Origin of the sequence: Natrinema zhouii (assembly GCF_013456555.2) — an archaeon.
Classification (GTDB): domain Archaea; phylum Halobacteriota; class Halobacteria; order Halobacteriales; family Natrialbaceae; genus Natrinema; species Natrinema zhouii.
In genome coordinates this window covers 2362725-2384322 of the sequence record NZ_CP059154.1, presented here as the reverse complement: position 1 = coordinate 2384322, position 21598 = coordinate 2362725, and the positions used below count along the sequence as shown (strand labels likewise).

Here is a 21598-nt window from a genome sequence, read left to right as displayed (position 1 = left end):
AAAAGGCGATTGAACCCGTCTTCGTCCCCTCACACGCATCGACGACCGGTCGAATTGGCCACCCGCGCCGGCTTCAGCCGAGCGTCAGGCCTGGGTAAACAAGCCGTCTCGAGGGGAGGAGTCCGGCTCGGGATGAACGGTCTGACTCGAGGCGAAATTAGTTCCCCTGGATCGCATCGATGACCATCGCCGCGGCGATGATGGGTTCTTTGGGGACGGTGCTGGCGTCGTCGATGACGATCTCGTAGCGGTCGCGCAACGAGAACTGGCCGCTGATGGAACCGACGTGAGCGCCTGCCCCATCGGTGATCTCGTACTTGTGCGGGATCCAGCCGCCGAACGGAAGGACGTTCCGGGCCAGCGTCACCATCGCACCGCGGGAGTTGATTTCGGCCAGTTTTTCCTCGGTGGTCGCGTCGCGGATCTTCCACGTGTCCTGCAGCAACGAGTAGTCGTTGTCCAGAATGACGACGTTCTCGCCGGTCCGAGCATCCGAAAGCACGTAGTTCCCCGCGACATCGATGATGCCGCCGGCTTTCACCGTGAACACTTCGTTCCCGTCGACGTCGACGAAGGGGAACTCCTCTTTCATCTTCAGCATCTTCTGTTTGCCCCGGAGGACGACGTTCCCGTCGGCGTCGAGCGCCCTGTACTTGTTCCGGACGAATCCCTGTTCGACCGTATAGCGGTCGTCAGTGAGTTCGATTCCCTCGATATCGTACGCGCGAGTATCGCTCATCGGTTTCCATCTCACACCACCCGGACTTGAAACCACTAGGTTCTCACATGTCGGTTGGGTTCGAGCGCATCCCGACGGAACGGATTCGACGGAAGCAGTAGCAACCGCAATCGAGAACGGGGCCTCGAGCGTCTGTCGCCCAGTCGATCAGTCAGTCACTATCGGCGACCGGAAGGTCGACGGGCTCGCCGTCAGCGAAGACGCTCGGCTCTCGGATGATGCCGTCGAGGTGGATCGGCGCTTCGGTGTCGCCGCCGATCCCCGCATCGTCACCGATCGCGATGTGGACGGTGCCGCCGGCCTTCTCGTCCAGGAGGACCGAGCCGACGAGGTCGGAGACGGCGACGTTGGTCCCGATTCCCAGCTCCGCGAGGTTGTACGCGGCGTCGCCGACCGTCTCCGCGGCGTTCTCGACCTCCTCGCGAATTTCGTCGTCCGAGATCTCAGTGACGAACCCGTCTTCGACCGCGAAGGTGAGGGTCTGGCTATCCTCGAGGAGACCGTGGGGCATCATCGTCCCGTCGACGACGAAGATCCCGTCGGCGGTTTCGGGGCTGATGAACACCTCGCCTGCGGGGAGATTCGACATCTCGCCGGGGTCGTGGACGATGCCGGTGTCGGCGAGCCACTCGCGGTCGCCAACGCCGAACGTGATGTCGGTGCCGGCATCGGTCGTGACGCGGACCTCCTCGGCCCCCGCGACCTGCTCGCGGACCGCCTCGCAGTGAGCCGCAATCGACTCGTAGTCGGCCGCCAGCCCCGTCGTGAAGACGTCCTCGGTGATCCCCGGAAGCGTCGCGACCCGCGCACCGGCCTCGTTCGCGTCCGTGCGCGCGCGAGTGTGACTCAGGCTCTTGGTCGTCGGCGCGAGGACGACGTCGGACCCGGCCATCGCCGCTGCCACCGGTGCGGGGGGTTCGCCGCCGTGGGTCTCGCCCGGCGGATAGCGGACGATCACGGCGTCGTCGGTGATCTCGCTGGCAACCGCGTAGATCGCCTCCCCGATCGGAACCCGGTCGTCGTCGGTGACGACCGCACACGACTCCCCCGCCTTGAGACCCAGACACTGGCGGACCGCCGTCTCCGCCGCGGCTCGAAGTGCTGTCATACGCGAGTGTGCGGCAAGCGGGCCGATATGTCTTGTCCTCGGTCGCGCTGTGCACGCAGGTTCACGGACGGGCGAGCCCGTGGGCCTGGACCGGTGCGCGGGTCGGGTTAGACGGACGGGGTTGGCCGGACCGGTTCCGTGTGAACCGGTACCGAGATCGGCCTCGAGAGCGATCGAGAACTCCGATTCGAGTAAGTATCGGCTGCGGGTCCTCGAAACGATTATCCCGCTCGGTGGTACACTCCCGGTACATGCAACAGGTCGCAATCAACGGCTACGGTACGATCGGCAAGCGCGTCGCGGACGCCGTCCGGCAACAGCCCGACATGGAGGTACTGGGCGTCGCGAAGACGCGCCCGAACTTCGAGGCCGAGACGGCGATCGACAAGGGATTCCCGCTCTACGCGGCCATCGAGGAGCGCGAGGAACTGTTCGCCGAGGCCGGCCTCGAGATCGCGGGTCCGGTCGAGGACCTCGTCGCCGAGGCCGACGTCGTCGTCGACGCGACACCCTCGGGAATCGGAGCGCAGAACAAGGAACTCTACGAGGAGCACGACACGCCCGCGCTCTACCAGGGCGGCGAGGACGCCGAGCTCACCGACGTGAGCTTCAACGCGCGCTCGAACTTCGAGGACGCCGTCGACGCCGACCACGTGCGCGTCGTCTCCTGTAACACGACCGGCCTCTCTCGAGTCATCGCGCCGCTCCGGGAGGCCTACGGCGTCGAGAAGGTTCGCGCGACGCTCGTCCGTCGCGGCGGCGATCCCGGCCAGTCCGACCGCGGGCCGATCAACGACATCCTCCCGAACCCGGTGACGATTCCATCCCACCACGGCCCCGACGTCGAGACCATCTTCCCCGACCTCGACATCGACACGCTCGGGATGAAGGTGCCCGCGACGCTGATGCACATGCACAGCCTCAACGTCACCCTCGAGGAGGACGTCGACGCTTCCGAGGTCCGCGAGCTGTTCGCCGACGAGTCGCGCCTGTTCCTGATCCCAGAGCGGATGGACATCGACGGCAGCGGGACGCTCAAGGAGTACGCGCTGGACGCGGGCCGGCCGCGCGGCGACATCTGGGAGAACTGCATCTGGGAGGAATCCGTCTCGACCGTCGGGCGCGATCTCTACCTGTTCCAGGGCATCCACCAGGAGAGCGACGTCGTGCCGGAGAACGTCGACGCGATCCGAGCCGTGACCGGCAGCGCCGACGCCGCCGAAAGCATCGAGACGACCAACGAGACGCTGGGAATCGGACTGTAAGGAGCCGCCGATCCGATCCTCGATCGTATCGCGGCGACAGAAAGTTTTTGCCGCCCGGTAGCTTACTGTCCGTTATGCGCCGAGATGACCGCGACGAACCCTTCGACGATCTGTTCCGCGAGATCGAACGAATGATGAACGAGATGATGAACGGCGCGGATGCCAACGTGGATTTCAATTCCTCGAGTACCGTCGATAGCGGCTTCGGCATGGACACGCACGTCGATATCCACGAGACCGACGAGGAGGTCCGCGTCGTCGCCGACCTCCCCGGCGTCGAGAAGGACAACATCGAACTCGAGTGCGACGGGAAGACGCTGACCATCTCCGCCTCGAGCGATCACCGCCAGTACGACGAGCGCGTCTCGCTGCCGACCCGCGTCAACGAACACACCGCGTCCGCGACCTACAACAACGGCATCCTCGAGGTCGTCTTCGACCGCGCCGAACAGTCGTCGGACATCAGTCTCGAGTAATCGACAGTCGCGGTCGAATCGTTACAGCAGACCGTCTCAGTCTCGCTCAGCGGCCCCGCGGATCGCGGCCGCGAGCCGATCGTAGAACCGCGGTTCGTACTTCGTTTCCTCGTCGATCGTCGGTCGCGCGTTCGTCTCGTTTATCACCAGTTTCTCGCCCGTCTCGAGCAGGTCGACGCCGAGGAACGGAATTTCGAGTTCGGCCGCGACCGATTCGGCCAGGTCGCGCCACGGTTCGGGGAGGTCGATCCCGGTCGCTTCCGCCCCGCGGTGGACGTTGTGTTTCCACTGGCCCTCGCGCACCGCGTCGTCGGGGAGTCGGCGTTCGACCGCGCCGACGTACTCGCCCTCGAGCACCATCACCCGGTAGTCGGTTGCATTCGGGAGGTACTCCTGGACCAGAAACGACTGGTCGCCGGTCGCCTTGTAGTCGTGGACCAGCGAGAGGTAGTCACAGATTCCGAGGAAGGAATCGAGGTCGTGGGCTTTCGCGACGCCGACGCCGCGCGTCGTCGAGTTCGGTTTGACCACGACCGGCGGCTCGAATCGCTCGAAGACGTCGACCAGCTCGGCCTCCCCGACCTCGTTAGATACGTAGACGGAGTCCGGAACCGGGAGGGCGGCCCGCTCGAGTCGCGCGAGCACCTCGGCCTTGTTCCGCGAGGTCAACACCGTTTCGTGGTCGTTGAGCCACGGGATCTCGAGCAGGGCGTCGGCGACCCCGCCCTCCATGAGTCGGCCGGGGTAGACGAAGCCGACGTCGTAGTCGTCGGGCGACCACGGCGGGTCGCCGAGCGCGACTGTGCGCTCGCGTACGGGCACGTGGTGAACCTGTATATCGCGCTCGGCCAGCGGCTCCCGCATCCGCCGGAACGTCTGTTTGTCGTTGGCGACCGCGAGATCGATCATACGCGGTACTCGGGGGAGACGGGCAAAAAGGTGCTCGAGACGGAATTCTCGAGCACAAGACGCGGTGGCCGGGAGCGGGCTCCGAGCGCTGCGAGGAGCCCGCAACTCGGGGGAGGGCAGGCGTTCACACCGTCACGACCGCGAGTGAGTGCCGAAGGCACGAGCGAGCGGGCTGACGACTGATGTGAACGAGTGACTATCGGGATCGAGTGAACGGAGGGAGGAGTGTCTTCGTGAGCGGAGCGAACGAAGGCTCGGAAGTCGCAGCCCGCGAACGAAGTGAGCAGGAACGTCTTCCGTTGCTTTTAATCGAATTTTTGCCGAGGGCGCGGCGAAGCCGCGCCCGCAGAGCAAAACTTCGTTCGTCCTAGGCGATAAGCTCTTCTTCGCCGCGCTCGATGACGATGCGACACGGCGGCGAGATCTTGTTGTAGGAGCGACGGAGCGCGTCCTTGGCGAACTCGGCGTCATCGATGTCACACCAGATGGTGAAGATGCGCTCGCCGGCGCCCATTCGGGCGGCGGTGCCGACGATCTTCCCGAACGCCTGGCGCATCCCGTCGGAGACACGGTCCGCCCCGGCACCCGTCGCCTGCTTGTTCTCCCGAATGACCTGGTGGGGGAACTTCCGCAGGATCATCTTGTAGTTGTTCTCACCGGCGTTTTTCAGCATGTGACGGTTCGCCGAGAGGCGCGACGCCTCGAGGCTTCCGTGACGGAGCTGGACCTCTTCTTCCGTGATGAGGCTCATCTGGACGGGGTAGTCGTCGGGGTCCGCTTTGACGTCGCCCATCTTGTGCTGTGCAATCTTCGAGCCAGGGATCCCAGTAATGTATTCGCGGCGCGTGTAGGCCGGCTTACTGATCTCCCGGTACATGGAGGCAGGCTTGTCTGACATGGTTGTGGTTACTTAGAAAAACGGAGGCCCACCGGGCGGATAAAGGCTTCGAAGCGCCGCGTCCGTCGGCTCGAGCGAGAACCGGTATGACCGACGCGGTCGGCCGCCGGCAGTGGGGATCCGAACTCAGTTCGCGACGACGTACTCCGACCCGGTCTTCTCGATCAAGCCCTCGCTCGAGAGCGCGGAGAGCACGCTCAGGATCGAGAGTTGCTGCATGTTCAGGAGGTCGCTCAGGTCAGTGGTCGTCGCTCCACCGGTCGCCTCGAGGGTGACGTAGACGAGTTTGCTCTGTGCGGAGTCGAGTTCGGTCGGGAGCTGGCTGAGTCGGCCGGTCGTCTGCGCGTCTTGTAACATCATACTAACAGTTACGACGAACTCCTGTATAAGTCTGTGGTGCAGAGAGTATAGATGCCCTAGTAAATATTATTGTGGTTTTATAACATAGGTACTCGATCGCCCGGTTCGGTCGGGTGGACACGACGTTGCCGTCGACCGGTGAACTCATATTGCCGTCGGCCGGTATCGGAACGGGTCGCGTGTACGCGGACAATTCACTATCCCGGCGGCGTATTTAAGGTTCCGCCGCGAAAACCAATTTACATGAGGAGTTTCCGGATCGGTTCCCTGTTCGGAATCCCGATCAAACTGGATCTCACGTTCTTGCTCGTACTCCCGTTGTTCGCGTATCTCATCGGGGCCCAGATCGAGGGCGTCGCGGGAATACTGAACGACGGGTTAGCGGCGGGGATCGATATCGGTGCGATTACCAGCGGCCTGCTGCCGTGGCTGCTCGGGCTGGCCGCGGCGATCGGTCTGTTCGTCGGCGTCGTGCTCCACGAACTCGGCCACTCGCTGACCGCTCGACGGTACGGGTTTCCGATCGAGTCGATCACGCTCTGGCTGTTCGGCGGAATCGCCGCCTTCTCCGAGATGCCCGAAGACTGGCGACAAGAACTCAACATCGCCGTCGCCGGCCCGATCGTCAGCATTCTGGTCGGCGTCGGCTCCTACGCGCTCTTCGTCGTCACCCCCGAGAGCCTCAGCGGCGCGCGATTCGTCCTCGGCTATCTCGCCGTCCTGAACGTCGCGCTCGCGTTCTTCAACATGCTCCCCGCGTTCCCCATGGACGGCGGGCGAGTGCTGCGGGCACTGCTCGCCCGCAGTCAACCCTACGCGCAGGCGACCCAGCAGGCCGCCAGCGTCGGCAAACTGTTCGCGGTTCTAATGGGGTTGTTCGGCCTCTTCTCGGGCAACATCATCCTCATCGGCGTCGCCTTCTTCGTCTACATCGCCGCCTCGAGCGAGGCTCAGCAGGTGACGATGAAGGCTGCCTTTCAGGACGTCACCGTTGGCGACATCATGACGCCCGCGGACGACCTCCACACCGTCGAGCCCGAAACGACGGTCGCGGAGCTGATCCAGCGAATGTTCACCGAGCGCCACACCGGCTATCCGGTCGTCGATACGGACGCGTTCGAGGGGGAGCGACTCATCGGCCTCGTGACGCTGACCGACGCCCGCGAGATCGAACCGGTCGAGCGCGATGCCTACACCGTCGAGGACGTGATGACGACGGAGCTGAAGACGATCGACCCCGATTCCGACGCGATGACGGCGATCGATCGGATGCGAGAGCACGACATCGGTCGGCTGCTTGTGGTCGATAACGACGACCTCGTCGGACTGATCTCGCGAACCGACGTGATGACCGCGTTCGATATCGTCCAGCAGAGCGGTGTGATCGCACCCTCGAGCCGACCGCGAACCGCGGACTGAGAGACGGTCGCGAACGCGTTTTGGAGCGATGTGTTCCCCGAACAAACGGTTTAACCGTAGCCGGGGCTGACGCTGTACCGATGCCACCGGCCATCGAGACGGTCGATCTCGTGAAGGAGTACGGCGATCTGCGCGCCCTGCAGGAGCTGTCGCTCACCGTCGAGGAGGGCGAGTTCTTCGGTCTGCTCGGCCCCAACGGCGCGGGGAAGACGACGTTTATCAACACGTTAGTCGGCCTGGTCCGCAAGACCGACGGCGAGGCGCGGGTCTTCGGTCACGACGTCGAGGACGACTACCGGCAGGCCCGCGACGCGATCGGGCTCGCCCCGCAGGAGTTCAATGTCGATCGATTCTTTTCGATTCGCGAAGTATTGAAGAACAAAGCGGGGTATCACGGCGTCCCCGACGACGAAGCCGCCAAACGGGCCGATGAGGTCCTCAAGCGCGTCGGGATCTACGACAAGCGCGACGAGCGCTTCGACTGGCTCTCCGGCGGGATGAAACGCCGACTGCTGCTCGCTCGAGCGCTGGTCACCGAGCCCGACCTGCTCATCCTCGACGAGCCGACCGCCGGCGTCGACGTCCAGCTCCGCCACGACCTCTGGGAGCTGGTCACCGAACTCAACGAGGAGGGGACGACGATCCTGCTGACGACCCACTACATCGAGGAGGCCGAACGCCTCTGTGATCGCGTCGCAATCATGAACGAGGGCCGGAAGGTGACGGTCGCGACCCCGGACGAACTCAAGGGGCGGGGCACCGATACCATCGCCCTCCGCCTCGAGTCCGCGCCCGCGAGCGCGCCCGAACTCGGCGCGTACGCACACGAAACGACGGTATCGGGGGACCGACTCGAGGTCCGCGTCGACGACGGCGGCTCGACCGCGCCGCAGTTGCTCAACGACCTCGAGGCGATGGGCCACGAGATCGTCGACCTCGAGATTACCCGGACTTCGCTCGAGGAGATCTTCGTCGATCTGACGCGGAGCGAGGACCGGACCGTGACCCGATCCGGCGCGGAAAGCGCGGGCGGTGACGACGACACTGATGAGAGTAAGACGGAGCCGTCGTCGCCCGAACGGGAGCGAGAGCAAGAGCAGGAGGGGGTCGCCTGATGCTGTCGGTCGGATTCCGCGCGCTCTTCCGGCGGGAGATCCTGCGGTTCGTCCGCCGGCCCAAGAACACGTTCATGCCGCCGGCGATCACGAACGTGCTCTACTTCGCCGTCTTCGGGGTGATCCTCGGTAACCGGATCGACCAGATCGCGGGCTTCGATTACATCCTCTTCATCGTGCCCGGCCTCATCGTGCTGGGCGCGATCTCGAACGCCTTCGAGAACGCCTCGTTCTCGATCTTCCACGGCAGGTGGAACGAGTACATTCACGAGACGCTGACATCGCCGCTCTCGTACGTCGAGATGGTCGTCGCCTACGTCGGTGCCAGCGCGGTGCGCGGCCTCATCGTCGGCGTCATCATCGCCGTCGTCGGGCGACTGTTCGTGCCGATCAGTATCGAACACGGCCTCTACCTCATCGCGACGATGGTCGTCATCACGGCGCTGTTCGCCGGCTTCGGCATTATCGGGGGACTCGTCGCACGGGACTTCGACGACCTGACCGTGATGAACCAGTTCATCCTCCGACCGCTGGTGTTCTTCGGCGCGGTCTTCTACTCGCTCGAGACGTTCGACCACGCCTGGCAGGTGGGCCTCTCGCTGCTGAACCCGATGGTCTACATGGTCGATAGCGTCCGATTCGGGCTGCTGGGCCACTCGGATCTGATCGGCGTCGGCATCCTGCCCGGCCCCTACACCGATTTCGCGCCGCTGGTCTCGCTCGCGGTGCTCACGGCGTGTACCCTCCTCGTCCTGGCGATCGACGTCTACCTGTTCAAGATCGGCTACGGACTGACCGATTGAGATCGGGCGATCGGTGATTAGTACCCGTTTCGCGGCGCTCGCGAGTGAAAATCGGAAATAGAGAACGGGACGCGGTCGTCCTGACCGCCAGCCGGAGTCGTTCCTCAGGCGTCGACCGGCCGCCCGTCTTCCGTCGGCGGTGCGATGTGGTCGACGTACTCCTCGAGGCTCGGTTCGTCGACCCGGACGCGAACGGCGATTTCGCCGAGTTCGTCCGGCTTGCCGACCGAGAAGTTGACGTACTCCTCGAAGGCCGCCTGCTTTTTCAGCGCGAAGGTGAAGGTGTCGCCCTCGCGGTTGGCGAAGAACTCGCCGCGGGCGGTATCGAGGATTTCCTGGCGGTGCAGCAGTTCCGAGAAGTGATCGAGTTCGTGGGCCTCGCCCCTGACCTCGCCGAACTCCTCCTCGAGGTCGGCGGTGGGAAACATGTTCGCGACGGCGTCGATCACGCGACTCGTAACCTCGGTGTCGTAGATCGGTGCCGTAATCTCGACGTCGACGCGGTAGATCTCGCTCATGGGTCGGCTTCGGCCTCGGCACGTTTCTCGTCGTCGGTTCCGCGGATGATCGATCGGATCCGCTCGCGGAACGCCTCGAGCGAGTCGGTGTTCTCGACGACCACGTCGGCGCGGTCCATCGCGTCGTCCATTCCGAAGCCGCGTTCGCGCTCGTCGCGGGCGGCCAGCCCCTCGCCGCCCTCGGCCTCGCTCGCGTCCCGGCCGCGCGCGTCGATCCGCTCGGCTCGTAGCTCGAAAGGAGCTTCGATACTGACCAGCGTGAACGCGTCGCCGAACTCCGCTTCGAAGACGTCGACCTCGGTGCCCGAGCGGATGCCGTCGACCAGCACCGTCTCGTGGCTCTCGAGGCGATCCTCGATCATCGGGAGCGATCGTTCGGCGATCGCCGCCGGGCCGTTTTCCTCGCGCAGCGCCTGCGCGACCGTGCCGTGATCCGTCGCGGGGTCGAGCCCGCGGTCGGTCGTCTCCTGGCGGACGACGTCGCCCATCGTCACTACCGGGATCCCGTCCTCGCGTGCGACGGTCGCGGCCTCCCCCTTGCCGCTTCCGGGAAGTCCGACCGTTCCGATGACGTGCATTGAGCAGACGTACCGGCGAGTCGTGCATAAACGCTGTGTTCGTCGCTCGTCGAACGGAGACCGAGAGCCGCGAGTCGTCGTTCGCGAGCGCCGCGCTGACGATCCCGTAATCCCCCTTGTCTCATTGCAACGGTTTTCGGATCGGTCCGTGTCGAGTTACAATCCCATTCAGCGTGTTCTTCGGGGCGACTCTGGCATGATTGATCTTCGCTCGAGTCGCTGCATTTTACGAGGTCACTATTGTCGATTGTCTCGCATCAAAGCGACGTATTCGACGGTCGCACCTCGCTCAACCGTTCGAATTTGAGAAGATTCAGTCAAACTCTAACTGATCGATGAAACAGAGATAGCCCGTTATGTGGCAGTCCGTTGTGGGGACTGGTGTCGACTTATGACAGACACGATCATCAACCGGCGTCAGTTCACGGCCGGAGTCGGTGCTACAATGGTTGCTGCAGTGGCAGGGTGTTCGGACGACGGCGAATCCAATGAGACATCGAGTGAAGACTCGGGCGACGAGTCGGACGGCTCCGACGGGCTCGGCGCCGGTGAAAACGAGAGTAATGAGTCCGACGGGCTCGGCGCCGGTGAAAACGAGAGTAACGAGTCTAACGAGAGCGGTCTCGGTAACGAGTCCGGCAATCTAGAAACCGACACGGACAACGAGTCGGACGAGACCACCACTACCGAGGACGACACTACCGAAAACGAGAGCGACAACGAGACGCAAGTCGAGTTCTGACGCCGGGTAGTGACGCCGATCACGCTGTTTCGGGACGCCTTTTTTGGACGACTCGTCGGCTAGCAGCCGCTGGGATCCCGCTCGAGGCCCGGGATCGAAGCGAGTGGCCGACTGTGAGCAGAAATCCCAACCGCTTATACCGTTCCGTCGTGGATTCTGACTCGAGGGCACGTAGCTCAGTCCGGAAAGAGCGTCGGACTTCTAATCCGACGGTCGTGGGTTCAAATCCCATCGTGCCCGTGATTCTGCGACGAGCGGACGCGAGGAGCGAATCACAGATAGAGATGGGATTTGAACGAGACCGAGGTTCTGCGCGAAGCGCAGGTTCTCGGGCGTAGTTCACAATCCCATCGTGCCGATTCCTTCCACTTGAATATCGCTCGAGAAGAACGGATCCAACCTCGAGTTCGACGGTCAGGGAGAGTCCTGCCGAATGCGGATCGATACGATTCTCTCTCGAATGAGGGCCGACCGTCTCGAGAACGTCGCGACGACCGAACGCTCGGGTAGCACCGTGAAATTGCCGAAATACTATCAGCTCGAGCGGTGTCGTTCGAGGTCGACACCGAGGTCGGTGTTGCTCCCGAATAGGAAGAGATCGAAATTCAGCTCCGAGACGCAGCGTCGGTCACGCGATCGTTTTGTCAGGGCCCGATGCCGAGACCTGATCCCGGATATCCACGTCTCCTGTACTATCGACAACTACCGTATAGCCGTTGTACGTGAATTCGACTTTGGACGGTCCCCTCTCAGGGGTGTCTGATTGGTAGAGCGAGTTGAGTGCGTCCGTATCGATCGCATAGTGGAGCGGGGGTTTGAGTTCCGCTGGTGAGACCTGTTCGCGTTCGGCGATCTTCTCGACGACTTTGAGGCTGATTGATTGGGTGTTCTGCACACCCGTCGCTGCCAGATTCCTACATATAAAACCAGACGTTCCTCTAATGACGTGCGTCAGACAACCGGCTCTGAACGGTTTTCATGAGGTGCGTTGCCATTCGAGGAAATCTGATATTGAGGGGGAGTGAAGCCGCTTATTCAGACGGTAGCATCGATCGGGAGTTCCGCTCGCCCTGGGTCCGCGGTGATCACCCCCGCTGTGCCACTGAAGGAGCGGGAAATCGCATGACTGGACCGTCTTGTCCCGAAGAATTGGACGGCCAGAGCGCCGGTGTGACCGGGAGACAACGACGGTACCAGTCGTTGCAACACCGAAATTTCTCGAGGGACACCCGTCTCTACCCCTCGCGTCGTGCCAGCGGTACGTTCTTCAGCGACAGTCACATCGATGGTGACGTGGGACGCTATCAGCCCGGAGAACACGACTCGTTCATCAAGTGCGACACACCTCGATGCGGAGCGAACAACGCTCCGGAGGGAACTGCAGCGTATGACACCGACTGTTGGCGGTGCGGGGAGCCTCTGGGCGGGAAACCCGAACCGGGTGATGAGGTTCCCGTCGACATCGTCGACGAGAAAGCCGACGGGACACTCGTCTGCAAAACGGAGGGCGGGTTCGTCCTCTTTCTCGAGGCGGATATCGTGGCGATCGAGGCCACGGTCCGAGTCACCGCCGTCGACGAGACCCACGGGGAAGCGGAACTCGTCGACACAGAGCAATAGCTGGCGGGCGATTCGTTCCGCTGGAGCTGCCGCCATTGGATCTGTTACAGACAGGAAAGTCCGCTAACCGCGCCGGATCGCGGTCCCGAGTGACGCGTTCGATGCGATCGGCTCCGTCAGTAGAAACGATTCCCCGTCTTTCGATGTCCGGATGGATCGGACGGCCGGAGCACTGACTGACGGCGTTCGTGTCGCCGCTGGTCCGACCCGTGACCGGATAGTGTAATATATATTATTAGTTTCGATACACTAATGTCGGCCACTAACGTTAAATAGGATGTCGGCAGCGTCTGCCACAGGCATCACAGGGGATACGGGGGACGCACTGATCATCGTCGTACGACGATCACCATCCCCACTGCCGACACGTGTACACCCTTTCGACACTGAACGTACCCGCCAGCCGCCGCTATTGCTTCCCATCGGCCGCCGATGCTCGCTTGCTTGCCGTCGCTCCCTCGAGGCGACCACCGACCCGCTGTCACGGTGTCGGGCTATTCATTCATGCCGACGATACAACCCGTTTCGACTCCTTTCTCCGATATGGACGACACGGACCTCGAGACGTGTGCGTATACCGGCTCGAACGCGACTGCCGAACCGGACACGTACGCCGAACAGGCCCGCCGGCGCGCCGAAACCGAACGTGAGGCCGTCGAGTGGGCCGTCGCCGAACTCGAGTCGCTGATTGCCGACGCGGACGTCGACCTCGAGCCGCTGCTCGAGTACGCGCGCCGGAGCCGCGAGAGCATGCCCGACCGGCACGTGCGGGCCTACGAGGCGATGGCCGAGACGCTCGACGTCGAGCCGGACGTCTACGAGGCCTACGCCTTCGCGTACAGCGACCTCTGTGACGAACTGGCCGACGAGCCGGCCGACGATCCCTCGCGCGGCTGTACGAACGCGCTCGTCTCGCCGCCGCGAGCTGCCGGAGACGGCTCACTCGTGCTCAAGAACCGCGACATCGCGGGCCGAGGAGCGCGCCCCAAATCGGTCGTCGAACAGCCGCCGATCGACGACTACCACGGCTTTCTGACCGTCGACACCTGCGGCACGGTCATGCTCTACAAGGGCGTCAACGACCGGGGACTGGTCGCAGCGAACACCTACATCGACGCGAATCGGGACGATATCGAGCCCGAAGCGCAGTTCCGCAACGGCACCGTCGTCCGGCGCGTGCTCGAGGAGTGCGCCACCGTCGCGGACGCCCGCGAACTGCTCGAATCGATCCCGACGCGACAGCTGATGGCACAGACGCTGTTTCTGGCCGACGAGAGCGACGCCGTGTTGCTCGAGGTGAACCCCCTCGAGGAGCGGATCGCGGTCGCCGACGACGGGGCCGTCGCCCGGACGAATCACTTCGTCCTGTCGCGCTCGGAGACGACCGAGAGTTCGCGACGCCGCCGGGAGCGAGCGACGGAGCTGCTCGAGGCAGAGAACGACGAAATCGACCGCAACTACCTCTGGGAGATCGCGGAAGATCACGAGAACGGACCGGGGAACGAGTCGATCTGTCGGCATCCCGAACCGGAGACGGACGAGCACGCCTTCGGCCAGCTGACGACCGCGAGCGCGGCGGTGTTCGAGGGCGGGTCTCCGACGGTCGAGATCGTCATGGGCAACCCCTGCGAGACCGAGCCAGCGCGGTGTTCGTTCGGCGACGAGATCCCGACGCCGCTCCGGACGGGCGATCGGTGGCTTCAACGCCTCCGAGCGGTCTCCAGCGAAGCAGCGAACTCCTGAACGAGATCCCGTCTCGTCTGTCACGGTCCGCTTCGACCGATTCGAGGCAGTCGTTTCCGGTCGTCTGCTGCCCTCTCGACTCGAGGGAGTGCCGACTCTCGGCTCCGAGTCCGCGTCCGTCGGCCGTCGGCGCGTCTCGGTCGCGAATATAGATCACATAGTTCGACGTATTACTATTACAAATTTTCATGTGATGAAGAACGTCATAGTGGGCATGGTCTCGTTTCGAGCCACCGGTGAGAGCGGAATCGCTCGTCGATCGTTCGTCTCGTTGCTCGGTACGACGACGGGTGCGCTCGCGTTGTCCCAATCGTCCGACGCGCTCGCGACTGCCGACTCGGCGTCCGGCAACGGGCTCGAGTCTCTCTCGTTTTACTCGACGGCGTCACAGGTGAGCGCGGAATACGCGCCGCTCACCGACGGGGAACACGTCGTCGCGTGGGCCTCCGAGGACGCGTACGTGACGAGCACGAACGACGGAACCGACGAAGCCGACGTCGTCTCATACGAGGACGAGCGGATTCCGCTGATCACACAGGACGGATCCGTGCTGGGGATCGGCAGCGCCGGCTTTCTCAGCGACGAGCGCGGCGGGTTCGACGCCGGCAACGAGGAGTTCGTGCTGAACGTCTGGGACGAACTGCTGGGGCCCGGCGGGACGGTGCTGTGGGACGAGAGCCACGAGCAGTACTGGGACCTCTCGAGCCACGAGACGTTCCGCCGCTACGCCGAAGACAACGGCTACGAGCTGCGAGCGCTCGAGGAATTCGCGACCGACGGGACGACCCTCCAGTTCTATTCAACGGCGAGCCAAGTGTCGCCCGACGGCGACGCGCTCACCGAGGCGCACCTGGCCCCGGACGACGACCGCAAGGTCCTCGCGTGGGCGGAACCGACGGCGACGAACGGCGATCAGACCGGGTCCGACGCCGTCGAGTACGGCGACGACGAACGGATTCCGCTGATCACCCGCGACGATCGGGTGGTCGGGTTCGGTGCGCCGTTCGTCGAGGATGACAACGATCACGACGAGAACCGGGCCTTCGTCCGGGGCGTCTGGGACACGGTGATCGACGGCGAGACCGTCTACTGGGACGAGAGCCACGACCAGTACTACGATACCGGCCGGTTCGAGACGTTCATCGCCGACGCCGAGAGCGACGGATACACCGTCACCGCCGCTGACGACCTGCTGGCGGTTCTCGAGGGCGCGAGCGACGGTGCGGACGGGAGTATCGAGACCGACGCCGATGCGGTCGTAATCACGACGCCCGCAGCGGCGTTCACCGACGACGAACTCGCGGCCCTCGAGTCGTTCGTCGCCGACGGCGGTGCCGTGTTGCTCCACGATCAGGCCGATTACGGCGGTCACGACGAGACCCGGGCCCTCGACGAGGTCGCCGAACGGCTCGATCTCGGCTTCCGATTCAACGCGGATCAGGTCGAGGACGACGCGTCGGGCTGGGACAGTCACGTGTTCACGACGACGGCCTTCGACGAGGCGTATCTCGGAGAGGAAACGGGCTCGGTTAGACTGGCTGACGCCGACGGGCTCGTGATCACGACGCCTCAGTGGGCGTTCGACGACTCGGAACTCGCGGCCCTCGAGTCGTTCGTCGCGGACGGCGGCGCGGTTTTCCTGTTCGATCAGTCGGACTTCGGCGGGAACGATCGAACGGCGAACCTGAACGAGATCGCCGACCGACTCGATCTCGCCTTCCGCTTTAACGGCGGGCAGGTCGAAGACGAGGTCCGAAACGCCGGCCCCGTCTACGAGCCGGTCGCGACGGAGTTCTCGCCCGCGTTCGACTACTTCGAAGACCGAGACGGAATCGGGATCGAGTTCGACCGCGACGGTGAGTACTACGGCCGAGTCACTCGCGTGTTCGACGGCGACACCGTTGAGGTCGAGTTCGACACCGAGTACGGCTACCGCGAGACCGTCCGCAACGTCGGCGTCGACACTGCGGAGACACCGCCGACGGAGACCAGCCCGAAGGAGTGGTTCGGCGTCCCCGACGACGCGACCGATCACCTCCACGACTGGGGCGACCGGGCGTCGGACTTCGTCCTCGAGCGGCTGGCACCCGACGGCGCGGCCGTCGACGAGACCGATCTCGAGGGCCGCCACGTCAAGCTCACCTTCGACGAGGCGGAGCCGATACGCGGGAACTACGGGCGACTGCTCGGCTACCTCCACTACGATCCCGACGACTTCACGGCCGACTTCGACGCCGGCTCGTTCTCGGTGAACTACAACCGCCGGATCGTTGCTGACGGGTACGCCCGCGTCTATTCGTCAGGCTTTGCGGCCCACGACGAGTTCGCTGCGCTCGAGGAGGACGCCCTCGCGGCGGGTCGGGGCGTCTGGTCGGCCTCCGACTTCGACGCGCTCACCGAAATTCGCAACGAGCCCGTCGAGAGGTTGTTCGTCCCGTCGGCCCGGAGCATTCGCAGCGCTCGAGGCCGGAACGGCGGTCGCGTTCGGGACGACCGGGTGGCCGTGTCGGCGGCCCCGAGCGCCGAGCAGCGCCTCGAGGGCGACGGCGTCGCGTACGACGGCGACGTTCCGCTGGTCGGGATCGACGATCGCCGTCGGGTCGCGCTCGTTGGCGGACTACTGATCGACGAGCGCTACGAGGAGAGCGAGGGCTTCGGCGCGGATACGAGCGGCCACGGCAACTTCCCGTTCCTGACGAATCTGATCGACCACCTCTCGGAGACCGACGGCGACGTGATACTCGCCGGCGGCCAGGGTCAGTTCAACGCCGAGGGATCGCTCTCCCTCGAGGACTGCAAGTACTACCTCCGCTACCTCGAGGGGGTCGACGCGCGGCTCCGCCAGATAAACGATCTGGAACGGACGCTGCCCGACGAGTCGGAGCCCCCGCGTGCCATCTTGCTCTCCGCGCCCGCGCGGGAACTCGAGTTCGGGGAACTCCTCGCGTTGCGCGAGTATCGGAACGAGGGCGGTGCGGTCGTCCTGCTCGGCAGCGCGGCGGCTGACGCCGATCACACGCGGAATCTGAATCGGCTCGCCGCCCGGCTCGATACGGACCTCCGGTTCAATGAGGATCGGATCGTCGACGCGGAACGGAACCTCGCAGACGATTCCGCGGTCCTCGAGACGGCGGCGTTCAATGACTCGTTCCCGCTGTTCGAGGCCTACGATCCGTCGGACCGCACGGACGAAGACAACGAGGCACCCGGAAACAGCGACCACGCGCGGGGCCACCGCGGGACCGGTCCCGGAAACAGTGGAAACGCACCGGGTCACGGCGGTGGCTCGCCGGGTAACAGCGGCAACGCACCGGGACATCGCGGCGGCCCCGGCAATAGCGGAAACGCGCCCGGCCGATAATCCGATTCAGGCGCGAACGCGGCGCCGCTCGAGGTCGGCCTCGAGCCGGTCCGCGGCTTCGAGCCGCAGTTTCTTCGCGCGACGCTCGGTGATTCGCGAGTCGGTCATCTGGTCCGCGAGCGGATCGTACTCCGCGGGCGTGAATCCGAGCCCTCGCAAGTAGTCCCTGACTCCCGCCCCCTCGAGTCCGTCGTGGATGGCCGCGTCCGTAATCGACTCAACAGTGTCGAACTCGGGGAGGCGGAGCGGTCTGTCGGCGGCTGCATCCGACCGGGCAATCCGTTCCGAACCGCCAATGACCGTCCCGTGCTCGTCCGCGCGGGTGACGATCGATCGCACGTCGTCTGCGAGTTGAAGCACCTGACTCGGCAGGGCGGCGTCGGGCGAGCGCCACTCGACCGTGGGCATGGCTTTGCGGAGCCGGACCGGGTTCCAGACTGCCTCGTAGGGACTGAACTCGGCCTCAAATGCGTCCATATCGACGCCGCGCTCGAGCGCCCGCTCGCGGAACGAGTCGTAGGCGTCCTCGAGCCGTTGGTCCCATTCGGCGACGCTCTCGACGTAGGGCTGGAGCTGGCCCTGTTCCGGGCAGGTCTCGTAACACGAGCGCCGGTAGAGGAACGGCCGGGCGCACTCGAGGATGCGTTCGCCGCGGTAGTGTGCCGAACTGTTGATCAGCGCGAACGCCGGGTCGATCGCGGTCAGGGCGTTGAGCTGATCGGCGACGTTCGACTGCTCGAAATGGATGTGCGTGCCGGCGCAGACGCGGGCGTCGTCGAAGGTCGGTCCGACGATCTGGCGCTGGAGGTCGGTACCCTCCTTCTCGCGGTAGGGGATGTCCGCGGGGGCGACGTTCAGCGGGGTCGCGAGCGGGACGAGTCGCTTGTTCCGATCCCGTGCCGCGTCGACGACGCGGCTGATCCGACCGACGAACTCCTCGCGGAGCTCGGCCATCGACCCACAGGGGGTTGTCTTGATCTCGAGCATCGGCTCGACGAACTCGGGGTCGACTTGCTCCGAAACGTCGAGCAGTGTGTCGGGTGGGACGAGGTCACCGGCGTCGTCGACGACCCAGTACTCCACCTCGAGGCTAGTGTTCATGGATGTGTCTGTTGGAGCGCAGTGGTTGGCCCTCGAGCAAGCCGTCACCGGGCCATACCTGACGGACGGCGGTCGGCGAGCGACCGTCCCAGCGGGGTGAGACGGGCGGGGAAGTTCGCGTCGACCGGGACCGTCCGCCGACAGTTCTTCCGTTGGATATGATGGTACGAACGAGTTACGCGAATGAATTGAGCCTGCGTGCGCAGGTCGTGGTTCCCGTCGACAGCGGTCACCTGACCGGCCACATCGCGCGATCTGAGACATCTACAGCCACTAACACTGATGTTACGTGGTGGCTTCGGGGTTGCTGGGGATTGATATCCCTGCAGTAACACTATGCAACTACGATGAGCGACGAGACGACTGCGGACGATGCGACAGTGATCGTTGTCGGCGGCGGTCCCGCCGGACTGAGTGCGGCCCTCTTTACCGCGAAGAACGGCCTCGAGACGACCGTCTTCGACACGGACGAGACGTGGATGCACAAGGCCCATCTGTTCAACTATCTCGGAATCGGGTCGGTCGGCGGCAGCGAGTTCATGGCGACGGCCCGCCAGCAGGTCGACGACTTCGGCGTCGACCGCCGACAGGGCGAAGTCGTGACCGCCGTCAGCGAAGCCGGCGACGGCTTCGCGGTCGAGACCGAAAACGGGAGCTACGACGCCGACTACGTCGTCCTCGCGACCGGTGCGAACCGCGAGCTCGCCGAGGGTCTCGGCGTCGCGTTCACCGACGAGGACACCGTCGACGTCGGCGTCGAGATGGAGACGAGCGTCGAGGGCGCGTACGCGACCGGCGCGATGGTCCGCGCCGAGGAGTGGCAGGCCGCCATCGCCGTCGGCGACGGGGCTGCCGCGGGACTGAACATCCTGTCGGAGGAACGTGGCGAGCACTTCCACGACTTCGATGTCCCCGCGGACGCCGAGCGCGTCTTCGGTGAACTGCTCGCGGAGTAGCGCCGAACTCACGACCGTCCAGATTCACGACTACCCAGATTCATCATGTCTAACCAACCCACTAACCCAGTCACGCCTGAACTCCCCGATAGCCCCGTCCACACCACGGGCACGGACCACATCACCATCTGGGGGAGCAACGAGGAGGAGACGATCGCGTTCTATCAGGACCTCCTCGGCATGCCGCTGGTGCTTCGCCAGCCGAACCTCGACGACCCCTCGCAGACCCACCTCTTCTTCGACACGGGCGACGGCCGCATCCTCACCTTCTTCGTGAGCGACGACCGGCCGTCGAACCGGCGCGGCCAGCGCGGTGGAACCGGTGCCGTCCACCACCTCTGTTTCAGCGTCGATCCCGACGACTACGAGGACACGATGGAGGCACTCGAGGAGGCGGGCCACCAGTACAACGTCTTCGATCGGGGGATCTTCCACTCGATCTATACCACGGACAACAACGGGCTGGTCATCGAACTCTCGACGGACAAGTACGAGGTGCCCGACGACCGCCGCGGCGAGGTGCTGGCGAAGGCGCAGGAACTCCGCGAGGCCGACGGGTCCGACTACGCCAAGGACGAGCACCTCCGCGGTGCGATCGAAGCGCTCGGCCTCGAGCTGATCGAACACGACCTGCCCGAGGCCAGCACCGGCGTCGGTGGTGTCGAATGAGCGCGGACGACCGCGTCGAGGGCCCGCATCAGGACCAGCCGCTCGTGACCGGCGGGACCGACCTTGAGGACGCGACGGCCGCGCTCGTGTGCACCCACGGCCGCGGGGCGACCGCTCAGGGGATGATCCAGCTGGCCGGTGAGGTGCTTCAGGAGGGCGTCGCCGTCCTCGCCCCGCAGGCGGCCCGCCGGACGTGGTACCCGAACTCGTTTCTCGAGCCCGTCGAGCGAAACGAGCCCGGCCGGAGTTCGGGGCTGCAGGCCATCACCGACGCGATCGGCGAGGCCAACGACGCCGGCATTCCGACCGAGCGGGTCATGCTGCTCGGCTTCTCGCAGGGTGCCTGTCTGGCCAGCGAGTACCTCGCCCGCAACCCGCGACGCTACGGCGGTCTCGCCGCCTTCAGTGGTGGGCTCATCGGCGATGACCTCGACGACGAGTATCCCGGCGACCTCGAGGGGACGCCGGTCTTCCTCGGCTGTAGCGACACCGACCCGCACATTCCGCGAGCGCGGGTCGACGACACGGCCGACGTACTCGAGTCCATGAACGCCGACGTCACGAAGCGGTTCTACGAGGGGATGGGCCACGGCGTCAACGAGGACGAACTGACGTTCGTCTCCGAGATGGTCGCGGCGCTGGTCGACTGACCGCGGCTGATCGCGGCCGCACTCGAGACGCAGATCAACGAATAACGGTAACCGGGATGGGGGAGCGACGGACGATTTTTTCGGCGACGCTACCGAGCAAGACGCGAGAGAGCCCGGACCGGCCGTGACTGCCGATGATGATGTGGTCCATATCGTGTTCGTCCGCGAACGAGACGATCTCTCGAGCGGGCTTTCCGACGACGGTCTCGGTCCGAAACTCGACGTCGGGATCGCTGGTGATCGATTCGATCTCGTCGGGGAACGACTCGGAGATCTCCTCCTCTCGTTCCCGAAGCATCTCCTGAATGAGACTGATCCCCGCCTCCGTCGAGCTGTCCGCCGCCTCGATGACGCGCAGCAACACGATCTCCGCGTCGGGATACGTCTCAAACGCGTGTTCGACTGCCTTCCGTGCGGGCTTGGAGCCGTCGTACGCGACGAGTACTTCCATACGTCTGATAGCTCTCTCGGGACTATAAACCCGGTCGATAGCAACTGCGTGGCTCCTCTCGTACCCTACAGGTGCGATCCGGTTCCCTGCGGGCTCGTCACCTAATCTGGTCGCTCG

General features: G+C 64.5%; 22 protein-coding genes and 1 tRNA gene. 13 read left to right on the top strand and 10 right to left on the bottom strand.

Features of this window, described 5'->3' with window-relative positions; all coding sequences use genetic code 11:
• Positions 1 to 157: 157 nt before the first annotated feature.
• Together HYG81_RS30475 and HYG81_RS30470 are read right to left on the bottom strand one after the other, a co-directional pair.
• The gene (locus tag HYG81_RS30475; protein WP_180839848.1) at positions 158 to 739 is read right to left on the bottom strand and encodes an LURP-one-related/scramblase family protein; all 582 of its coding nucleotides are present in this window, start codon (positions 737 to 739) and stop codon (positions 158 to 160) included.
• A 151-nt stretch (positions 740 to 890) separates the two neighbouring features.
• Complete coding sequence (locus HYG81_RS30470) at positions 891 to 1847, bottom strand: aminopeptidase (protein ID WP_180839847.1); 957 nt, start codon at positions 1845 to 1847, stop codon at positions 891 to 893.
• A gap of 251 nt (positions 1848 to 2098) precedes the next feature.
• Here HYG81_RS30470 and HYG81_RS30465 point away from each other — a divergent pair, with 251 nt between their 5' ends.
• Together HYG81_RS30465 and HYG81_RS30460 are read left to right on the top strand one after the other, a co-directional pair.
• The gene (locus tag HYG81_RS30465) at positions 2099 to 3112 is read left to right on the top strand and encodes a type II glyceraldehyde-3-phosphate dehydrogenase (RefSeq protein ID WP_180839846.1); all 1014 of its coding nucleotides are present in this window, start codon (positions 2099 to 2101) and stop codon (positions 3110 to 3112) included.
• 74 nt (positions 3113 to 3186) lie between these two features.
• The gene (locus HYG81_RS30460; RefSeq protein WP_180839845.1) at positions 3187 to 3588 is read left to right on the top strand and encodes an Hsp20/alpha crystallin family protein; all 402 of its coding nucleotides are present in this window, start codon (positions 3187 to 3189) and stop codon (positions 3586 to 3588) included.
• Between the two features lie 36 nt (positions 3589 to 3624).
• On the opposite strand, the gene HYG81_RS30455 is transcribed toward HYG81_RS30460, so the two are convergent.
• The 3 genes from HYG81_RS30455 to HYG81_RS30445 all read right to left on the bottom strand — a co-directional run bounded on the left by HYG81_RS30455 (position 3625) and on the right by HYG81_RS30445 (position 5755).
• Complete coding sequence (locus tag HYG81_RS30455; RefSeq protein WP_180839844.1) at positions 3625 to 4497, bottom strand: ATP-grasp domain-containing protein; 873 nt, start codon at positions 4495 to 4497, stop codon at positions 3625 to 3627.
• Positions 4498 to 4864: 367 nt separating this feature from the next.
• Entirely contained in the window at positions 4865 to 5395 is a 531-nt protein-coding gene (locus HYG81_RS30450; protein WP_180839843.1) for a 50S ribosomal protein L16, read from the bottom strand.
• Positions 5396 to 5521: 126 nt separating this feature from the next.
• The gene (locus HYG81_RS30445; RefSeq protein ID WP_180839842.1) at positions 5522 to 5755 is read right to left on the bottom strand and encodes a helix-turn-helix domain-containing protein; all 234 of its coding nucleotides are present in this window, start codon (positions 5753 to 5755) and stop codon (positions 5522 to 5524) included.
• Positions 5756 to 5998: 243 nt separating this feature from the next.
• Here HYG81_RS30445 and HYG81_RS30440 point away from each other — a divergent pair, with 243 nt between their 5' ends.
• The 3 genes from HYG81_RS30440 to HYG81_RS30430 all read left to right on the top strand — a co-directional run bounded on the left by HYG81_RS30440 (position 5999) and on the right by HYG81_RS30430 (position 9092).
• A complete protein-coding gene (locus HYG81_RS30440) occupies positions 5999 to 7174 on the top strand; it encodes a CBS domain-containing protein (protein WP_180839841.1) in 1176 nt (391 codons plus the stop codon).
• 80 nt (positions 7175 to 7254) lie between these two features.
• Positions 7255 to 8289: an ABC transporter ATP-binding protein gene (locus HYG81_RS30435; protein ID WP_180839840.1), complete on the top strand. Its 1035-nt coding sequence runs from the start codon at positions 7255 to 7257 to the stop codon at positions 8287 to 8289.
• Positions 8289 to 9092 (top strand): ABC transporter permease, encoded by an 804-nt coding sequence (locus HYG81_RS30430; RefSeq protein ID WP_180839839.1) that lies wholly within the window; start codon positions 8289 to 8291, stop codon positions 9090 to 9092. Before HYG81_RS30435 ends, HYG81_RS30430 begins: the two co-directional genes overlap by 1 nt.
• Before the next feature lie 104 nt (positions 9093 to 9196).
• On the opposite strand, the gene HYG81_RS30425 is transcribed toward HYG81_RS30430, so the two are convergent.
• Together HYG81_RS30425 and HYG81_RS30420 are read right to left on the bottom strand one after the other, a co-directional pair.
• Positions 9197 to 9610 (bottom strand): RNA-binding domain-containing protein, encoded by a 414-nt coding sequence (locus HYG81_RS30425; protein WP_180839838.1) that lies wholly within the window; start codon positions 9608 to 9610, stop codon positions 9197 to 9199.
• Positions 9607 to 10188: an AAA family ATPase gene (locus tag HYG81_RS30420; RefSeq protein ID WP_180839837.1), complete on the bottom strand. Its 582-nt coding sequence runs from the start codon at positions 10186 to 10188 to the stop codon at positions 9607 to 9609. Before HYG81_RS30420 ends, HYG81_RS30425 begins: the two co-directional genes overlap by 4 nt.
• A gap of 391 nt (positions 10189 to 10579) precedes the next feature.
• On the opposite strand from HYG81_RS30420, the gene HYG81_RS30415 reads away from it, so the two are divergent.
• Positions 10580 to 10930 (top strand): hypothetical protein, encoded by a 351-nt coding sequence (locus HYG81_RS30415; protein WP_180839836.1) that lies wholly within the window; start codon positions 10580 to 10582, stop codon positions 10928 to 10930.
• 165 nt (positions 10931 to 11095) lie between these two features.
• Positions 11096 to 11170, top strand: a tRNA-Arg gene (locus tag HYG81_RS30410).
• A gap of 388 nt (positions 11171 to 11558) precedes the next feature.
• On the opposite strand, the gene HYG81_RS30405 is transcribed toward HYG81_RS30410, so the two are convergent.
• The gene (locus tag HYG81_RS30405) at positions 11559 to 11825 is read right to left on the bottom strand and encodes a HalOD1 output domain-containing protein (protein ID WP_180839835.1); all 267 of its coding nucleotides are present in this window, start codon (positions 11823 to 11825) and stop codon (positions 11559 to 11561) included.
• 398 nt (positions 11826 to 12223) lie between these two features.
• On the opposite strand from HYG81_RS30405, the gene HYG81_RS30400 reads away from it, so the two are divergent.
• From HYG81_RS30400 to HYG81_RS30390, 3 genes are all read left to right on the top strand, one after another.
• The gene (locus HYG81_RS30400; protein WP_180839834.1) at positions 12224 to 12550 is read left to right on the top strand and encodes a TRAM domain-containing protein; all 327 of its coding nucleotides are present in this window, start codon (positions 12224 to 12226) and stop codon (positions 12548 to 12550) included.
• A gap of 543 nt (positions 12551 to 13093) precedes the next feature.
• Positions 13094 to 14293, top strand: coding sequence for a C45 family autoproteolytic acyltransferase/hydrolase (locus HYG81_RS30395; RefSeq protein ID WP_180839833.1), 1200 nt, complete (start codon positions 13094 to 13096; stop codon positions 14291 to 14293).
• Positions 14294 to 14486: 193 nt separating this feature from the next.
• A complete protein-coding gene (locus HYG81_RS30390; protein ID WP_226375941.1) occupies positions 14487 to 17654 on the top strand; it encodes a thermonuclease family protein in 3168 nt (1055 codons plus the stop codon).
• Positions 17655 to 17660: 6 nt separating this feature from the next.
• Here HYG81_RS30390 and HYG81_RS30385 read toward each other — a convergent pair whose 3' ends face one another.
• On the bottom strand, positions 17661 to 18755 hold the full coding sequence (locus tag HYG81_RS30385; protein ID WP_180839832.1) for a glutamate--cysteine ligase family protein: 1095 nt from the start codon (positions 18753 to 18755) through the stop codon (positions 17661 to 17663).
• A 347-nt stretch (positions 18756 to 19102) separates the two neighbouring features.
• Here HYG81_RS30385 and HYG81_RS30380 point away from each other — a divergent pair, with 347 nt between their 5' ends.
• From HYG81_RS30380 to HYG81_RS30370, 3 genes are read left to right on the top strand one after another with little or no spacing between them, the layout of a single operon-like run.
• Positions 19103 to 19711 carry an NAD(P)/FAD-dependent oxidoreductase gene (locus HYG81_RS30380; protein WP_180839831.1) on the top strand — a complete coding sequence of 203 codons (609 nt, stop codon included), beginning with the start codon at positions 19103 to 19105 and terminating at the stop codon, positions 19709 to 19711.
• A gap of 45 nt (positions 19712 to 19756) precedes the next feature.
• Positions 19757 to 20380, top strand: coding sequence for a VOC family protein (locus tag HYG81_RS30375; RefSeq protein ID WP_180839830.1), 624 nt, complete (start codon positions 19757 to 19759; stop codon positions 20378 to 20380).
• A complete protein-coding gene (locus tag HYG81_RS30370; RefSeq protein ID WP_180839829.1) occupies positions 20377 to 21030 on the top strand; it encodes an alpha/beta hydrolase in 654 nt (217 codons plus the stop codon). The genes HYG81_RS30375 and HYG81_RS30370 overlap by 4 nt, the downstream gene beginning before the upstream one ends.
• Positions 21031 to 21064: 34 nt before the next feature.
• Here HYG81_RS30370 and HYG81_RS30365 read toward each other — a convergent pair whose 3' ends face one another.
• Entirely contained in the window at positions 21065 to 21481 is a 417-nt protein-coding gene (locus HYG81_RS30365) for a universal stress protein (protein WP_180839828.1), read from the bottom strand.
• Between the last annotated feature and the right edge of the window lie 117 nt (positions 21482 to 21598).

What these genes read in the sequence shown, in the direction of transcription:
- HYG81_RS30475 (WP_180839848.1), bottom strand. Translation starts at nt 739, where the DNA reads ATGAGCGATACTCGCGCGTACGATATCGAGGGAATCGAACTCACTGAC.
- HYG81_RS30470 (WP_180839847.1), bottom strand. Translation starts at nt 1,847, where the DNA reads ATGACAGCACTTCGAGCCGCGGCGGAGACGGCGGTCCGCCAGTGTCTG.
- HYG81_RS30465 (WP_180839846.1), top strand. Translation starts at nt 2,099, where the DNA reads ATGCAACAGGTCGCAATCAACGGCTACGGTACGATCGGCAAGCGCGTC.
- HYG81_RS30460 (WP_180839845.1), top strand. Translation starts at nt 3,187, where the DNA reads ATGCGCCGAGATGACCGCGACGAACCCTTCGACGATCTGTTCCGCGAG.
- HYG81_RS30455 (WP_180839844.1), bottom strand. Translation starts at nt 4,497, where the DNA reads ATGATCGATCTCGCGGTCGCCAACGACAAACAGACGTTCCGGCGGATG.
- HYG81_RS30450 (WP_180839843.1), bottom strand. Translation starts at nt 5,395, where the DNA reads ATGTCAGACAAGCCTGCCTCCATGTACCGGGAGATCAGTAAGCCGGCC.
- HYG81_RS30445 (WP_180839842.1), bottom strand. Translation starts at nt 5,755, where the DNA reads ATGATGTTACAAGACGCGCAGACGACCGGCCGACTCAGCCAGCTCCCG.
- HYG81_RS30440 (WP_180839841.1), top strand. Translation starts at nt 5,999, where the DNA reads ATGAGGAGTTTCCGGATCGGTTCCCTGTTCGGAATCCCGATCAAACTG.
- HYG81_RS30435 (WP_180839840.1), top strand. Translation starts at nt 7,255, where the DNA reads ATGCCACCGGCCATCGAGACGGTCGATCTCGTGAAGGAGTACGGCGAT.
- HYG81_RS30430 (WP_180839839.1), top strand. Translation starts at nt 8,289, where the DNA reads ATGCTGTCGGTCGGATTCCGCGCGCTCTTCCGGCGGGAGATCCTGCGG.
- HYG81_RS30425 (WP_180839838.1), bottom strand. Translation starts at nt 9,610, where the DNA reads ATGAGCGAGATCTACCGCGTCGACGTCGAGATTACGGCACCGATCTAC.
- HYG81_RS30420 (WP_180839837.1), bottom strand. Translation starts at nt 10,188, where the DNA reads ATGCACGTCATCGGAACGGTCGGACTTCCCGGAAGCGGCAAGGGGGAG.
- HYG81_RS30415 (WP_180839836.1), top strand. Translation starts at nt 10,580, where the DNA reads ATGACAGACACGATCATCAACCGGCGTCAGTTCACGGCCGGAGTCGGT.
- HYG81_RS30395 (WP_180839833.1), top strand. Translation starts at nt 13,094, where the DNA reads ATGGACGACACGGACCTCGAGACGTGTGCGTATACCGGCTCGAACGCG.
- HYG81_RS30390 (WP_226375941.1), top strand. Translation starts at nt 14,487, where the DNA reads ATGAAGAACGTCATAGTGGGCATGGTCTCGTTTCGAGCCACCGGTGAG.
- HYG81_RS30385 (WP_180839832.1), bottom strand. Translation starts at nt 18,755, where the DNA reads ATGAACACTAGCCTCGAGGTGGAGTACTGGGTCGTCGACGACGCCGGT.
- HYG81_RS30380 (WP_180839831.1), top strand. Translation starts at nt 19,103, where the DNA reads ATGAGCGACGAGACGACTGCGGACGATGCGACAGTGATCGTTGTCGGC.
- HYG81_RS30375 (WP_180839830.1), top strand. Translation starts at nt 19,757, where the DNA reads ATGTCTAACCAACCCACTAACCCAGTCACGCCTGAACTCCCCGATAGC.
- HYG81_RS30370 (WP_180839829.1), top strand. Translation starts at nt 20,377, where the DNA reads ATGAGCGCGGACGACCGCGTCGAGGGCCCGCATCAGGACCAGCCGCTC.
- HYG81_RS30365 (WP_180839828.1), bottom strand. Translation starts at nt 21,481, where the DNA reads ATGGAAGTACTCGTCGCGTACGACGGCTCCAAGCCCGCACGGAAGGCA.